Here is a 15,073-nt window from a genome sequence, read left to right on the forward strand (position 1 = left end):
AGATATCTCCGCGATATGCGAAAACAAGTTAATTCACCTTAAAACGGCATTCTATATTCTGCACTGTCTATCTATAAACAAAAATCCAAGTCAATTTTCTACCGCACTTTATCGAAACGATGACTGAATATAAACGAGGCGAACGTTGTTCGCCTACTTGTTATAAAATAATTTCCAGTTTATCGTAAGCACGTTGTACTTTTTGCAACGCTTTCTCGACATTCTCATCACGAGCGAGTAATACCCCCATTCTGCGATGCCCTTGCACTTCACCTTTAGCAAATAAACGAAGATCGGTATTAGGTTCAGCTAGCACATTTTCTAATCCCGAAAACTGTACATTTTGCGAATGTCCCTCTACTACAATAGCTTTTGAGGCAGCTGGGCTAATTAAATTTATTTGTGGAATTGGAAGCCCTAAAATTGCACGAGCGTGCAAAGCAAATTCTGATAATTCCTGCGAGATAAGGGTAACCATTCCTGTATCGTGTGGACGAGGCGACACTTCGTTGAAAATAACATCATCGCCCGATACAAACATTTCTACACCAAAAATGCCTCGCCCACCTAGTGCAGTCGTGATTTTTTCTGCAATTTGCTGGGCTTTCGCTAATGCCACTTCAGACATTGCTTGAGGTTGCCAAGATTCACGATAATCGCCCTCTTCTTGACGATGCCCAATAGGGGCAAGGAACGCCGTGCCACCGATATGACGAACCGTAAGCAAGGTAATTTCATAATCAAATTTTACGAACCCTTCAACAATCACACGTCCTGCCCCAGCGCGTCCGCCTTGCTGGGCATAATCCCACGCGGTTTGCAACTGTTCAAGGGATTTCACGATACTTTGTCCGTGTCCAGAAGAAGACATAATCGGTTTTACCACACAAGGCACACCAATTTTTTCTACTGCCCGTTGGAAATCCGCAAAATTATCAACAAACTGATAAGGCGATGTTGGCAAGCCTAATTCTTCGGCGGCCAAACGGCGAATGCCTTCACGGTTCATCGTTAAGCGAGTGGCTTTCGCCGTAGGGACAACATTAAACCCAGCTTGCTCTAATTCCATCAAGGTTTCCGTCGCAATCGCCTCTACCTCAGGCACAATATAATCTGGCTGTTCTTTTTCCACTAACGCTTTCAATGCTTCACCATCAAGCATTGAAATGGTATAAGCACGATGAGCAACTTGTTGAGCAGGTGCATTTTCATAACGATCAACGGCAATCACTTCAACGCCCAAACGTTGTAACTCAATCACCACTTCTTTGCCTAATTCACCTGAACCTAACATCATCACTTTCGTTGCATTTGCAGTGAGTGCCGTACCTAATGTTGCCATTGCATTTTCCTTCTTTAATTAACGATTATTGTGTTAAAAGACGTTCATCTAATAATAAATCTTCATTTTTATTTACCCCGACACCACGTTCAAGGATATGTTGTGCAATTTGATGGGCTTCTGGCAAAGAATGTTCAGTGTAAGTACCACATTGATATTCGTTTAATTCAGGAATATTTTTTTGATCTTGCACTTGTAAAATATCATTCATAGAAGCAAGCCAAGCCTGCGCCACTTGTTGCTCGTTTGGCGTGCCGATCAATGACATATAAAATCCCGTACGGCAACCCATTGGCGAAATATCAATAATTTCGACATTTTCACTGTTCAAGTGATCACGCATAAAGCCAGCAAAAAGATGTTCTAAGGTATGAATACCTTTAGGGGGCAAAATCTCTTTATTTGGAAGACAAAAACGTAAATCAAAAATCGTAATGTCATCGCCCTTTGGGGTTCGCATTGTTTTTGCAACACGTACTGCTGGGGCATTCATTTTCGTATGATCAACTTTAAAACTATCGAGTAATGGCATAAGGTTTCCTTTTCTTGAATTAAAATGTAAATTTTTGTAAAAAAAATTCAATATTCTCTGAACTTTTCTGTTATTATTCGGTCTGACAGTATAGCAACTTGCAGTTGTTTTAATAAATTTGATTCCTTAAGTTATTTTTGCCACTCTTTATGAGTGGCTTTTTCTTGCCTAATTTCTGCAATAGCCGAGTTATACACGTCAAGCTAGTATAAGCAAAGTACAAAAAGCGAACAACCCAAATTTATTTTTGTAATTTTTTGTAAATTTTCTTCAAGTTATGTTATTATAGCTTTCCACAAAAAATAGCAACTTGCAGTTGTTTAATAAAAATTGGTTCCTTAGGTTATTTGCCACCTTTCAAGGTGGCTTTTTTTTACTTAAATATGGCTAATGAGCAATAACAACATATAGCGAAATAATTTTCCAATCATTATAAATAATAAGGATTTCAACCAGTTAAACCGCAACCAACCTGCCATCGCACAAAAGGCGTCGCCCACAATGGGTAACCAGCTTAATAATAATGTCCAAATGCCATAACGCTGAATTTTGTTTAATGCCCAGCGTTGTTGTCGATTTTTTTGTTCTAGTTTTGGAAGCCCGCGTCCAATCACATACGTGGTCATACCACCTAATGTGTTGCCAAGCACGGCAGCAATAAGCAATTCAACAAGATCAATGGAAAAAATCGTCCCAATAAAAGGTGCGGTCAAAAAAAGGAAAATAATTTCAGAATTGCCGGGTAGCACGGTGGCGCTAAAAAAGGCACTACTAAACATTATCCACAGGCTATTTTGTGATCCCAATAGCCCCTCTCTCAGCCAATCAAGCATAGCCTGCCATATATTTGTGAATGTAATTGAGCCTATCTTGCTCCGTAATTTGGCGTATCACTTTGGCTGGATTGCCTACCACAAGGCTATTGGCGGGAATATCTTTGTTCACCACCGATCCTGCGCCAATCACCACGTTATCGCCAATCGTTACTCCGCCTAAGATAATGGCATTGCCCCCCACCCATACATTATTGCCAATAGAAATCGGCAGTGCGTGTTCCCAATCTTGATTGCGTAACGCCGCATCAAGAGGATGCCCTACCGTATAAAGGCTCACATTTGGTGCTAGCATCACATTATCCCCAATGGTGATCCCCCCATTATCGAGCATTGTACAATTATAATTAGCAAAAAAATTCGCTCCAACTTCAATAAAGCAGCCATAATCACAAAAAAACGGGGCATTAATATGAGGTTCATTTTTACATTTCCCTAAAATCTGCTGAATTAACACCGCTCTTTTTTCTGTTTCCGAAGGGCAAATTTGTGTATTGTATTGGAAAAGTCGCTTTTTATTTTCAAGACGAAGTTGTGCTAATTCAGGATCATTGGGTTTATGCGCCAAGCCTGCGAGCATTTTTTGTTTATCAGATAACATTTAATTACCCTTAATTAATTGATTGATACGCACATCAAAAACGTCCATTCCTGCCGCCAACCCAGCTTGCACGCCAAGATCCGCATCTTCAAATACCACACAACGTTGTGGATTAACCTTGATCAATTCTGCGCAGCGTAAAAATGTATCGGGTTCAGGTTTGTGATTAACTACATCTTCTGCGGTAACCACCGCATCAAAATAAGAATGTAAATCAAATTTATCAAGCAATAAATTGGTCACATTGCGGTGCGATCCTGTTCCCAACGCTAATGGTTTTTGTCCAGCAAATTTTTTCACCACCTGTGCAGCGGGTAATAATGTGGAATGTTGCATAATTAATTCAATGCCATATTGGCGTTTCAATTGAATCACTTCGTCAAATAACGCCATTGGCATTGCCGCTTCTTTCATCATTTTTTCAGCAATCACTTTTACTGGCGCACCACCAAGGTCATAAATCATCTGTCCATTCAAAGGATAACCCAAGGTTTCCCCTACTTTATCCCACGCTTTTTTATGACTCGGCATTGTGTCGATAACGGTACCATCCATATCAAAAATGAGCCCATCATAATCAGCCAAAAACGCTAAATCTGTCATTAATCACTCCCTTTTTTAAAATTTTTCGTATTTTGCTACAAATTTGTGATCCCTGCACTGTTTTATTTGAAGAGATTTCGGTAAAGTTAGACTTAAACAGAATTTATCACAAAAAATCACCGCACTTTCTAACCGAAAAATGATTTCGAGGTGGCAATGAGGCTGCAACAACAATTAACTTTTTTATTACAGCGAAAGTTGATCGATGAAGAAATCGTGCAATGGATGCTACATATCCGCGATCATTTGCTCAAGCAATGGCACGTTGATGTCGAAAGTCCACAGGTTTTAATACTGTTCAATCACATTGCAATGGCATTAGGGCGAATAAAACGGGGGTATACTGCAACCCCACTCGCAGCAGATATTTTGGCTGAAATACAAAGTGCGGTTGTTTTTCCACAGATTTTTCAACGCCATTCAGAATTGCTTGCATTACTGCCTATCTCAATTCCTGACAGTGAACAAACGCATTTTATCGCAAATATTTATTCGCTTTCATTAAGCCAACCACAAATTCTAACTAAGGCAGTATGAAAATATATTAAGAGAAGTAAATAAAAAAAGTATTAGACAAGATGGCGCACCCGAAAGGATACCATTATTTAATTAGGGGCTGTATTAGATTAGCCCTAAATTCCACACCAAGGTCACAGTGTTTTTAGCTGTTCTTTTGGTGTCCCAAAGTTAAACCGAAATTTACATTCTTTCAAGAATAACAGAAAAGATTTTTTGTCAATTCCGTTATATTTTCTTAGTACTCGTTTAGCCTGATTCCAGAAATTTTCAATCCCATTAATGTGATTTTTTGCTTCTGCGAAATGAAATTCTGAAGTGCTTAAATTCGCTTATATCTAGCACATCGTAGCGATGATAATAGTCGGTATAAACGATGCTATCAGGCATAATTTTCCTTTTAATTACAGGGAGTAAGGTGTTAGCCTTAGTGTTTTGAACAACAACCGTATAGACTTTTCCTTCTCGTTTCAGCATACCAAAAAATGTAGTGATCCACTAATTTAATAGTCCCTGATAGGTTGTTTTGCTAAAATGGGGGGTAATCCCTGATTGTAAGCAGGAGGACGAACGGTATTATAATAAAATACATCATTCTTAATATCCTCCTTTGCTGCCGACAATGACGCATCCCCCTTTTTTTAACATCCATTCGTATTTGAAGCTTCTAAACCAACGCTCCATCGGTGCATTATCCCAACAATTGCCACGACGACTCATACTCTGGATTAATCCATGACGTTTCACACATTGCGTAAAGGGATAACTCCGATAAACACTTCCTTGGTCTGAATGAAATATCATCTCTTTTGTCCTTACTGTCGTCAGCATCGCAGGATTTAATGCCTCAACGACTAACTCCGCATTATACTTTCTTTGTAATCGCCAACCTACGACTTGACGTTGGGCTACATTCAGCACAACTGCAAGATAATGCCATTCGCCATTAACTTTCAGATAAGTGGTATCGCCACACAAGACGGAGGTCTGGGAATCGGGGCTAAATTTGCGGTTTAATAGGCTATTAAATGGCATCGTTTGTTCCTCTATGAGCGGATAAGAATAACGCTTCTTGGGTTGTTTACTCTCTAAGCCCTGTTGTTTCATCAATTTACGGATACGCGCTAATCCTACCTTCATCCCTTTATGTTGTAATCTCGCCTTCAATGTTCGTTTACCTGCTGCACCTCGACTTTCATCAAATAATGCCTCGATGTCTAACGATAAACGTCCATATTTGTTTGACTTGCTACACTGTCTTAACTGAGCATAATAGGCACTTTCTGATACCTGAAACAACGCACACACCCGTTAAGGCAAATAAGGCAATATAGAGACAACTTAATCTGCATACCTATACGTCATTTCTTTTGACATAAAGACTTATTTGTATAATAAAAAACCTTTATCGAAAGGAATAAGCAGATTGGGAATGTTGAAAAGTTCTTCAAATGGTAAATATTATTGCCTTAGCGATATTTTTAGTAACCAAACCGTTTCATTCATTAAAAAAATAAGTGCGGTGGAAAATTTGGTCATTTTTCACCGCACTTGATGATTTAATTTAATGCGCTTATTTCTCTTCAGTAAAGCGCATTGCTTTATAACGTGGATTCATTAGGTTTTCTAGCGATAAAATATCATCGAGTTGTGCTTCTGTCAGCAAGCCACGTTCTAGCACTACTTCGCGTACACTTTTCCCTGTCTCAGCACAAATCTTACCGACGATATCGCCATTATGATGACCAATAAATGGATTGAGATAAGTCACAATGCCAATGGAATTTAAGACATAGTTTTGGCACACATCTGCATTGACAGTAATACCATTCACGCATTTATCACGTAAGTTCACACACGCATTGTTGAGAAGCTCAATGGATTCAAACATTGCTTGACCAATGACAGGTTCCATTACGTTAAGCTGTAATTGGCCTGCTTCGGCAGCAAAGGTTACAGTGGTATCGTTACCGATCACTTTAAAACAGACTTGGTTCACCACTTCTGGTACAACAGGGTTTACTTTCGCTGGCATAATGGATGAACCCGCCTGTAATTCAGGTAAATTGATTTCATTTAAACCTGCTCGTGGACCTGAAGAAAGAAGACGTAAGTCATTACATACTTTGGATAATTTCACTGCAGTACGTTTTAAAGCACTGTGAACCATTACATAAGCCCCACAGTCAGAAGTAGCTTCAATCAAATTTTCCGAAGGTACGCAAGGTAATTGGCTCACTTCAGCGAGATATTTCACCGCTAATTCTGCATAGCCTTCAGGTGTATTTAAACCCGTGCCGATTGCTGTTGCGCCGAGATTGACTTCAAGTAATAACTTTGCGGTGCGTTTTAGGTTGCGTACTTCTTCTTCCAATAACACGGAGAAGGCTTTAAATTCTTGCCCTACAGTCATTGGAACAGCATCTTGTAACTGAGTACGCCCCATTTTAAGTACATGAGAAAAAGCTTTTGCTTTTGCATCAAACCCTTTTTGTAGATAACGGATATTTTTCAGCAAGTGCATAATGCTGTTATATACCGCAATACGGAAACCTGTCGGATAGGCATCATTGGTGGATTGGCTTGCATTGACATGATCCATTGGATCTATGATGTTATACTCCCCTTTTTTATGCCCTAATAATTCCAACGCAAGGTTGGCAATGACTTCATTAGTATTCATATTGACAGAAGTCCCTGCACCACCTTGATATACATCAGTTGGGAATTGATCCATACAACGTCCATTTTCTAGCACTTCATCGCAGGCTTTAACAATGGCATTAGCAATTTTTTTCGGAATCGCACCTAACTCACCATTAGCAAGTGCGGTGGCTTTTTTCACCATAACCATTCCGCGGATAAATTCGGGTACATCAGAAATCGTCTTGTCTGAAATGTTGAAATTTTCCATTGCACGCAAAGTATGAATGCCCCAGTAAGCCTCATTGGGTACTTCACGTTCACCAAGTAAATCTACTTCTATACGTGTTTTTTTCATAATAATTTCCTTATGTTGAACAGGATATGGAATTATTATAAAGAGGTGTTTGTAATAAAAAATTGAACTAGATCACATTGCAAGAAGAGGATACAAGATATTAATTTATCAAAGGAATTAGATTTTTTTGTGAATAAATTTGAGAAAAAGACTTATAGCTAAACTTATTCAATCATCGTACAATACTTTCACGAATACGCACTGAATTTAAGAAAAAAAGCAATAGAGAAATTGGTAGCCGACTAACCTACCCGCAAAACTACCCAAGATTTAGGAGCGTTTCATCTATAAGTAGTTTCGTAACAGACTAAGGATCAATGCACCTCTTTAATTCGCAACTCTTTTGGTACTTCAAACACGGTGTTTTCTTCGCAGCCTTGTAGCTCTTCTACTTGCGTTACACCTAGTTCTTTTAAGCGATTTACCACAGATTGCACTAGCACTTCTGGCGCAGAAGCGCCGGCGGTAATGCCTATGGTGGAGACCTCTTTGAGCCAAGCAATGTCAATATCATTGGCATCATCAATCAATTGAGCTGTTACCCCCATTCTTGTGGCAAGTTCTGCTAAACGGTTGGAATTTGAAGAGTTTTTTGAGCCAACTACGATGACTAAATCCGCCATCTTAGCTAATTCTCTTACCGCTTGTTGGCGATTGGTGGTGGCATAACAAATATCATTTTTACGCGGTCCTTGAATAGCGGGATATTTTTCTTTCAACGCGGCAATCACTTCACTGGTATCATCAATAGAAAGGGTGGTTTGTGTCATAAAAGTGATGTCATCATCCCTTGTTAAGGCTAATTTTGCAATGTCTTCCACATCTTCCACCAAATAAATTCCGCCTTCTGCATTATCATATTGCCCCATTGTACCTTCTACTTCTGGGTGGCCTTCGTGTCCGATTAGCACAGCTTTAGTACCTTTTCGGCTAGCTCGTGCCACTTGCATATGCACTTTAGTTACTAACGGACAAGTCGCATCAAAGACTTTCAATGCACGTCTTTTGGCTTCTTGACGAACAGCTTGAGAAACGCCGTGGGCGGAAAAAATGACGATAGCACCATCTGGCACTTCATCTAATTCTTCTACAAACACAGCGCCACGTTCACGCAATCCATTCACCACAAAGCGATTATGTACCACTTCGTGGCGCACATAAATCGGCGCACCGTGAATTTCTAAGGCTAATTCGACAATGCTAATTGCACGATCTACCCCAGCACAAAAGCCACGTGGGTTGGCTAAAATAATTTTCACTTGGCTTTCTCCGTTTTTTTCTCATTATTTTTAATCGCATCAATAGCAAGCAATGCTGCGCCAATACAAATAGCAATATCCGCGACATTAAACACGGGATAATGCCATTGTTGCCAGTAGAAATCAAAAAAATCCACCACAAAGCCGTGATAAGCCCGATCAGCCATATTGGCTAATGCCCCACCAATAATTAACGCATAGGCGGTATTTTGTAAGCTTTGGCTCGCTTTATTTTTTGCTAAGAAAACCGTGAGTATTACCGAAATCCCAATGGCAAGTAAGATGAAAAAACTTTTCTGCCAGCCTGAATGATCCGCTAAAAAACTAAATGCCGCACCATAATTTCGCACATAGGTCAGGTTAAAAATAGGCAAAATGTGGATACTTTCATATAGCTCAAAATGACTGACCACGAAATATTTAGTCAATAAATCTAAACAAAACGCCACTGCACTTAGCCAAAGAAAAGCAAGTCCTGAGTTTTTTAACATTGGGTTTCCTTATTTTATAAAACGCCTTAAAAAATCACCGCACTTTATGATTTCAGCAAATCAAAGTGCGGTGGAATTTTTATGAATTTTTACGCAAAACGTCTGACTTCGCCTTTGCCATCGACATTTTCAACACAGCGCGAACACAGCGTCGGGTGTGCTGGGTTTGTACCAATGGTATCAGAATAGTGCCAACAGCGTGGGCATTTTTCATTTGCAGAACGCACCACTTTCACCTTAAAGCCTTCTACCTCGCCCCCTTCAACATCGGCTTCAGCCAATGGTTTGACTTGAGCTTTTGACGTGATTAAGACGAAACGCAATTCATTTTCAAGTTGCGATAAGATCTTCGCGTATTCATCGTTGGCATAAAGGGTTACTTCCGCTTCCAATGCGGCACCAATGGTTTTATCTGCACGGGCTTGCTCTAACACACGGTTTACTTCATCACGCAATTTCAACACTTGTTGCCAATAGGCATCATTCATTGTTTCTTCTGCGTTTAATGGGAATAAGCCGTTATAGAATTCCTCTGTAAACACAAATTCCGCACGTTCACCCGGGATATATTGCCAGATTTCATCGGCAGTGAAAGATAAAATTGGCGCAATCCAACGAACCAGCGCCTCGGCAATATGCCATAAGGCTGTTTGACAGCTACGACGTGCAAGGCTGTCCGCTTTGGTGGTGTATTGACGATCTTTGATAATATCTAAATAAAACGATCCCATTTCAATGGAACAGAATTTCATTAAACGCTGAACAACGGCGTGGAATTGATAATTATCATACGCTTCTTGGATTTCTTTTTGTGCATTTAAAGCACAATCCACCGCCCAACGATCTAGCACGATCATTTCCTCTGGTTTCACTAAATCACGTTTCGGATCAAACCCATTTAAGTTCGCCAAAAGGAAACGCGCGGTATTACGAATACGGCGATAACTATCGGCTGCACGTTTTAAGATTTCGTCTGAAACAGACATTTCCCCTGTATAATCTGTTGAAGCCACCCATAAACGTAAAATATCGCCACCAAATTTATCCATCACTTCTTGTGGGGTAACAATGTTACCGATAGATTTAGACATTTTACGCCCTTTGCCATCAACGGTGAAACCGTGGGTTAGTACTTGCTTATAAGGAGCTTTGTTATCCGTTGCCGTTGAAAGCATTAATGATGACATAAACCAACCACGGTGCTGATCCGAGCCTTCTAAATACATATCGGCTTCCTGCCCATTAAATTCTGGACGTGCTTTCACAACCGAAGAATACGTTGATCCTGAATCAAACCAAACATCAAGGGTATCTGGCACTTTTTTATAATGTTCAGCATCTTCACCAAGCAAATCTTTTGGATCAAGATCCCACCACGCTTGAATGCCGGATTGTTCCACGAGTTGCGCGACTTGCTCAATAAGTTCAAGTGTGCGAGGGTGCAATTCTTCTGTGGTTTTATGGATAAATAACGCCATTGGCACGCCCCAAGTACGCTGACGAGAGATACACCAATCTGGGCGGTTTTCCACCATTGTTTCGATACGCGCTTGCCCCCAATCTGGAATCCAACGTACTTTTTTGATTTCGCTTAACGCTTGCGGACGTAAGCCATTTGTTTCCATTCCAATAAACCATTGCGGTGTCGCACGGAAAATAATTGGCGTTTTGTGTCGCCAGCAATGCGGATAACTATGACGAATTTTTTCTAATTTCAATAAGTTACCTGTTTCTGTAAGTTTTTCAATAACCAAATCATTGCTTTCAAACACGCCTTTACCCGCAAAAAATGGCGTTTCAGCTTTAAATACGCCTGCATCATTAATTAATGCCGCCATTTCTAAACCATATTTCAAGCCAACCAAATAGTCGTCTTGACCGTGATCTGGTGCGGTATGCACTAAACCTGTACCGCCATCGATGGTAACGTGATCGCCTAAAATCACTGGCACACTATAATCATAGAACGGGTGGTTAAAACGAAGAAGTTCTAAGTCAGCCCCTTTTGCTTCACCTAGCACTTTCACGTTTTCTTCACCTAAGGCTTTTTGCACGCTTTCGACCAACGCTTTCGCTAAAATTAAACGCTTATTGCCAAATTGTAATAATTGATAAACCAGCTCTGCATTCACTGCAATGGCACGGTTTGATGGCAATGTCCAAGGGGTGGTTGTCCAAATCACTGCCGCTACTTCACCGCTACCTGTTTGGCTTAGATTAAATTTATTTAGCACCGCACTTTCATCCGTTGCAGGGAATGTTACATAGATAGACGGGGAAGTTTTATCTTCATATTCCACCTCGGCTTCTGCCAAAGAAGAAGCACAGTCCAAACACCAATGCACAGGTTTATAGCCTTTGTAAAGATGCCCGTTTTCGACCACCTTAGCCAGCGTGCGAATGATATTGGCCTCAGTGTCGTAATTCATTGTTAAATAAGGATTATCCCAATCGCCCAAGACGCCTAGACGGATAAAATCTTTCTTTTGCCCTTCCACTTGTTCACGGGCATAGTTACGGCATTCTTGGCGGAATTGTGCGGCAGAAATTTTTTCGCCCGGTTTTCCTACCAAACCTTCTACTTTCAATTCAATCGGCAAGCCGTGGCAATCCCATCCCGGGATATAAGGACTGTCAAAACCTGCGGCGGTTTTGGATTTTACAATAATGTCTTTCAGAATTTTATTTACAGCGTGTCCAATATGAATTGAGCCGTTAGCATAAGGAGGCCCATCGTGCAAAATAAAGGATTTTTTTCCTTGAGCAGATTGTCTGATTTTTTCGTAAAGTTTTTTCTCATACCAATTTTTTAGCATTGCTGGCTCACGTTTTGCCAGATCACCACGCATCGGAAAACCTGTTGCTGGCAGGTTTAGCGTATTTTTGTAATCTACGTTTTCATTCGACATTTTGTTTTTTCCACGTTGTATAAAATAAAATCTTGCATTAAATGCACAATAACTTTGGCATTATACGCATAAATAACACAATATTAAAGAATAGGAATGGCGGAATTATGATTCAATCCCTAATGAAAGTGCGGTGATTTTTTGATAACTTTTTTACCGCACATTAAGCCCTTTAGCTCGTTCTTTTAGCTTGGCGAAAATACGCCTTCGCCACGTCCACATCTTTTACAATTTGTGCTTTAAGATCCTCAAAAGAGGGAAATTTGACTTCATCACGAATTTTATGACACAGTTCCACCTTAAGCGGTAGTCCATAAATATCTTGTTTAAAATCAAATAGATGAACCTCTAACAATTGTTTAATCCCATTAATGGTCGGGCGACGTCCAATATTTGCCACCCCTTCATATTCTGTACCATTAGGCAATTTAGCTCTTACTGCATATACCCCTTTCACGGGATTAACTTGGCGTTGTAAGCGAATATTTGCTGTTGGAAAGCCAATAGTTCGCCCTAATTTATTGCCTTGTACAACACGCCCATAAATGCAATAAGGCTTGCCCAAAAGTTGCTTAGCAAGGGCTAAATGATCATCGGCAAGGGCTTGTCTAATCGCCGTGCTACTGATACGTTGTTCATTTAAACGAAAACTGCAATTATCTTCTACACGGAAGCCGTATTGCTCCCCCGCTTGTTGTAACAGAGCAAAATCCCCTGTACGCCCAACCCCAAAACGGAAATCATCACCAATACTTAAAAATTTCACATTGAGTTTCTGTACCAAGTATTGTTGAATAAATTGTTCAGCAGAAAGCTGGGCAAAAGTGCGGTCAAATTTTATGCGAATCACATAATCTACGCCTAATTCAGCCAATGCACTCAATTTATCACGTAACCGCATCAAACGTGGCGGGGCGTTATCTGCCATAAAATATTCGCTTGGTTGTGGTTCAAAAAGCATCACCACCATTGGTAAAGAAAGGCTGGTGGCTTTTTCACGCAAGTGGCGTAACACCGCCTGATGCCCTAAATGCACTCCATCAAAATTACCAATCGTTAAGGCACAGCCTTGCTGTCGCAAAGTGGCTGGTAGTTGTTTTAACCCTTGAATTAATTGCATTAAAAATTCCGTACTCTTTCATTTTTCGCCATACACACCATATGGCGCTGATTTATTCAAGTCCTCTGTGGCTTGTCAGTGAGGAAATACTCGCTCAATTTGTGTTAGCTATCATTTTGTCGCTAAGCTATTTCAGCTAAAAAATTGGCAAAATCACACCGCACTTTGATTTTCACTCACTTATTTACCAATACAAAATGAACTGAAAATATTGCCAAGCAGATCATCAGAGGTAAATTGTCCTGTGATCTCGCTCAGGTGATTTTGTACCATTCGCAATTCTTCGGCGAGCAGTTCACCGGCATAAAACTCCGTCAGCTGAATGAGTCCTGCTTGCAAGTGAATATCCGCTTGTTCTAAAGCCTCTAAATGGCGACGGCGTGCAAGAAAACCACCTTCTGTACTGGTGTTATAGCCCATTGATTGTTTGAGATGTTCACGCAGTAAGTCCACACCAACTTGTGTTTTCGCCGAAAGGCTGATTGAGGTTTGTCCATTTTGTTCGCGAATGGTTTCCGCTTCACCACTTAAATCCGCTTTATTACGCACAATGGTCAAAGGGATATTGTTCGGCAATTTTGCCAAAAATTCTGACCGCACTTGCGCGAGATTTTCTTCGCTATCGGTGCTGTCTAACATCAGAATAATGCGATCTGCTTGCTCAATTTCGTCCCACGCACGGCGAATCCCAATGCGTTCTACTTCATCGGTGGCATCACGCAAACCTGCGGTATCAATAATATGCAACGGCATTCCGTCAATGTGGATATGCTCACGCAGCACATCGCGTGTTGTGCCTGCAATGTCGGTAACAATGGCAGCTTCACGCCCTGCCAGTGCATTAAGTAGGCTAGATTTTCCCGCATTTGGGCGACCCGCGATCACCACTTTCATTCCTTCACGCAAAATCGCCCCTTGCTTGGCTTCCGCTCGCACGGCAGCAAGGTGAGCAATAATCTCACGCAATTTGGCTTCGATTTTACCATCGGCTAAGAAATCAATTTCTTCATCAGGGAAATCAATTGCGGCTTCCACATAGGTGCGTAGATAAATGACATCATCAACAAGCTGATTGATTTTATTAGAAAATTCCCCTTGGAGGGATTTCAGTGCAGAACGTGCCGCTTGTTCAGAAGTGGCATCAATCAGATCTGCAATCGCCTCTGCTTGGGTAAGATCCAATTTATCATTCAAAAATGCCTGTTCAGAAAATTCCCCCGGGCGAGCCAAGCGCACGCCTTTAACTTGCAAAATGCGTTTGAGCAAGAGATCTAAAATAATCTGCCCACCGTGGCCTTGTAGCTCTAATACATCTTCACCGGTGAAAGAATTTGGGGCTTTAAAAAATAGCGCGATCCCTTGGTCTAACACCGTGCCATCGTTATCTTTAAACGGTAAATAATTCGCTATGCGTGGCTTCAGGGCTTTGCCTAGCACCGCTTCTGCTACTTGTTGGGCAAGCGGCCCTGATACCCGTAAAATACCGACACCGCCACGTCCAATTGGCGTGGCTTGGGCGACTATGGTTTCTTTTGACATAATTTTTCCTAAAAAACGACCGCACTTTTAAAAACGCTCAAATATTATCTCATACTTGTAAAAGCACAATAAGCCGTGCGGTGAATAATCTTTATTTTATTAGATTTCTTCGACCACTGATGAACCTGTTTCCTGAGTACTGTCCAACCATTGCCATTGTTCATTCAAGCGTTACCATAAGGCAATTTTTCAATTCAATAGCTAGGGCGAACACATAGGTTCGCCCCTACAGGGGGGATAATTGTATTACAGATCAAAAGCAATCACTAATGTTCTTTTCAAACAGCCAGTTATATAACAAAATCAATAAATTAAAGGGATTTTTTG

Annotated in this window: 13 protein-coding genes and 1 pseudogene; 1 reads left to right on the forward strand and 13 read right to left on the reverse strand. The window is 40.7% G+C overall.

Features of this window, described 5'->3' with window-relative positions; translation table 11 throughout:
* Positions 1-160: 160 nt before the first annotated feature.
* The 5 genes from purT to L5B83_RS11525 form a co-directional block, all read right to left on the reverse strand.
* Positions 161-1,342: a formate-dependent phosphoribosylglycinamide formyltransferase gene (purT, locus tag L5B83_RS11505; protein WP_265778617.1), complete on the reverse strand. Its 1,182-nt coding sequence runs from the start codon at positions 1,340-1,342 to the stop codon at positions 161-163.
* A gap of 25 nt (positions 1,343-1,367) precedes the next feature.
* The gene (gene luxS / locus L5B83_RS11510; RefSeq protein WP_250351492.1) at positions 1,368-1,874 is read right to left on the reverse strand and encodes an S-ribosylhomocysteine lyase; all 507 of its coding nucleotides are present in this window, start codon (positions 1,872-1,874) and stop codon (positions 1,368-1,370) included.
* A gap of 377 nt (positions 1,875-2,251) precedes the next feature.
* A complete protein-coding gene (locus L5B83_RS11515; protein ID WP_265778618.1) occupies positions 2,252-2,707 on the reverse strand; it encodes a YqaA family protein in 456 nt (151 codons plus the stop codon).
* Positions 2,700-3,308, reverse strand: coding sequence for a sugar O-acetyltransferase (locus tag L5B83_RS11520; protein ID WP_265778619.1), 609 nt, complete (start codon positions 3,306-3,308; stop codon positions 2,700-2,702). Before L5B83_RS11520 ends, L5B83_RS11515 begins: the two co-directional genes overlap by 8 nt.
* Positions 3,309-3,911 carry a beta-phosphoglucomutase family hydrolase gene (locus tag L5B83_RS11525; protein ID WP_265762891.1) on the reverse strand — a complete coding sequence of 201 codons (603 nt, stop codon included), beginning with the start codon at positions 3,909-3,911 and terminating at the stop codon, positions 3,309-3,311.
* Positions 3,912-4,067: 156 nt separating this feature from the next.
* Here L5B83_RS11525 and L5B83_RS11530 point away from each other — a divergent pair, with 156 nt between their 5' ends.
* Positions 4,068-4,448, forward strand: coding sequence for a hypothetical protein (locus tag L5B83_RS11530; protein ID WP_265778620.1), 381 nt, complete (start codon positions 4,068-4,070; stop codon positions 4,446-4,448).
* 113 nt (positions 4,449-4,561) lie between these two features.
* Here the strand turns inward: L5B83_RS11530 and L5B83_RS11535 are convergent.
* The 8 genes and pseudogenes from L5B83_RS11535 to mnmE form a co-directional block, all read right to left on the reverse strand.
* Positions 4,562-4,910: pseudogene (locus L5B83_RS11535) on the reverse strand (IS1595 family transposase); the annotation flags it as partial.
* A gap of 114 nt (positions 4,911-5,024) precedes the next feature.
* On the reverse strand, positions 5,025-5,726 hold the full coding sequence (locus L5B83_RS11540; protein ID WP_265778621.1) for an IS3 family transposase: 702 nt from the start codon (positions 5,724-5,726) through the stop codon (positions 5,025-5,027).
* 274 nt (positions 5,727-6,000) lie between these two features.
* On the reverse strand, positions 6,001-7,428 hold the full coding sequence (aspA, locus tag L5B83_RS11545) for an aspartate ammonia-lyase (protein ID WP_265778622.1): 1,428 nt from the start codon (positions 7,426-7,428) through the stop codon (positions 6,001-6,003).
* Positions 7,429-7,742: 314 nt separating this feature from the next.
* The gene (gene ispH, locus L5B83_RS11550) at positions 7,743-8,687 is read right to left on the reverse strand and encodes a 4-hydroxy-3-methylbut-2-enyl diphosphate reductase (RefSeq protein WP_265778623.1); all 945 of its coding nucleotides are present in this window, start codon (positions 8,685-8,687) and stop codon (positions 7,743-7,745) included.
* The gene (lspA, locus tag L5B83_RS11555) at positions 8,684-9,178 is read right to left on the reverse strand and encodes a signal peptidase II (RefSeq protein ID WP_265778624.1); all 495 of its coding nucleotides are present in this window, start codon (positions 9,176-9,178) and stop codon (positions 8,684-8,686) included. The genes ispH and lspA overlap by 4 nt, the downstream gene beginning before the upstream one ends.
* Positions 9,179-9,267: 89 nt before the next feature.
* Complete coding sequence (gene ileS, locus L5B83_RS11560; RefSeq protein WP_265778625.1) at positions 9,268-12,087, reverse strand: isoleucine--tRNA ligase; 2,820 nt, start codon at positions 12,085-12,087, stop codon at positions 9,268-9,270.
* A 172-nt stretch (positions 12,088-12,259) separates the two neighbouring features.
* Positions 12,260-13,207, reverse strand: a complete 948-nt coding sequence (gene ribF / locus L5B83_RS11565) for a bifunctional riboflavin kinase/FAD synthetase (RefSeq protein ID WP_265778626.1) — start codon at positions 13,205-13,207, stop codon at positions 12,260-12,262.
* 180 nt (positions 13,208-13,387) lie between these two features.
* Positions 13,388-14,746 carry a tRNA uridine-5-carboxymethylaminomethyl(34) synthesis GTPase MnmE gene (gene mnmE / locus L5B83_RS11570; RefSeq protein ID WP_265778627.1) on the reverse strand — a complete coding sequence of 453 codons (1,359 nt, stop codon included), beginning with the start codon at positions 14,744-14,746 and terminating at the stop codon, positions 13,388-13,390.
* Positions 14,747-15,073 lie beyond the last annotated feature (327 nt).

This window comes from Avibacterium sp. 21-599, assembly GCF_026226765.1.
In the GTDB taxonomy this organism is placed as follows: Bacteria; Pseudomonadota; Gammaproteobacteria; order Enterobacterales; family Pasteurellaceae; genus Avibacterium.

Excerpts from the sequence above, each read along its gene's own strand:
- purT (WP_265778617.1), bottom strand. The coding sequence starts at position 1,342 with ATGGCAACATTAGGTACGGCACTCACTGCAAATGCAACGAAAGTGATG.
- luxS (WP_250351492.1), bottom strand. The coding sequence starts at position 1,874 with ATGCCATTACTCGATAGTTTTAAAGTTGATCATACGAAAATGAATGCC.
- L5B83_RS11515 (WP_265778618.1), bottom strand. The coding sequence starts at position 2,707 with ATGCTTGATTGGCTGAGAGAGGGGCTATTGGGATCACAAAATAGCCTG.
- L5B83_RS11520 (WP_265778619.1), bottom strand. The coding sequence starts at position 3,308 with ATGTTATCTGATAAACAAAAAATGCTCGCAGGCTTGGCGCATAAACCC.
- L5B83_RS11525 (WP_265762891.1), bottom strand. The coding sequence starts at position 3,911 with ATGACAGATTTAGCGTTTTTGGCTGATTATGATGGGCTCATTTTTGAT.
- L5B83_RS11530 (WP_265778620.1), top strand. The coding sequence starts at position 4,068 with ATGAGGCTGCAACAACAATTAACTTTTTTATTACAGCGAAAGTTGATC.
- aspA (WP_265778622.1), bottom strand. The coding sequence starts at position 7,428 with ATGAAAAAAACACGTATAGAAGTAGATTTACTTGGTGAACGTGAAGTA.
- lspA (WP_265778624.1), bottom strand. The coding sequence starts at position 9,178 with ATGTTAAAAAACTCAGGACTTGCTTTTCTTTGGCTAAGTGCAGTGGCG.
- ileS (WP_265778625.1), bottom strand. The coding sequence starts at position 12,087 with ATGTCGAATGAAAACGTAGATTACAAAAATACGCTAAACCTGCCAGCA.
- ribF (WP_265778626.1), bottom strand. The coding sequence starts at position 13,207 with ATGCAATTAATTCAAGGGTTAAAACAACTACCAGCCACTTTGCGACAG.
- mnmE (WP_265778627.1), bottom strand. The coding sequence starts at position 14,746 with ATGTCAAAAGAAACCATAGTCGCCCAAGCCACGCCAATTGGACGTGGC.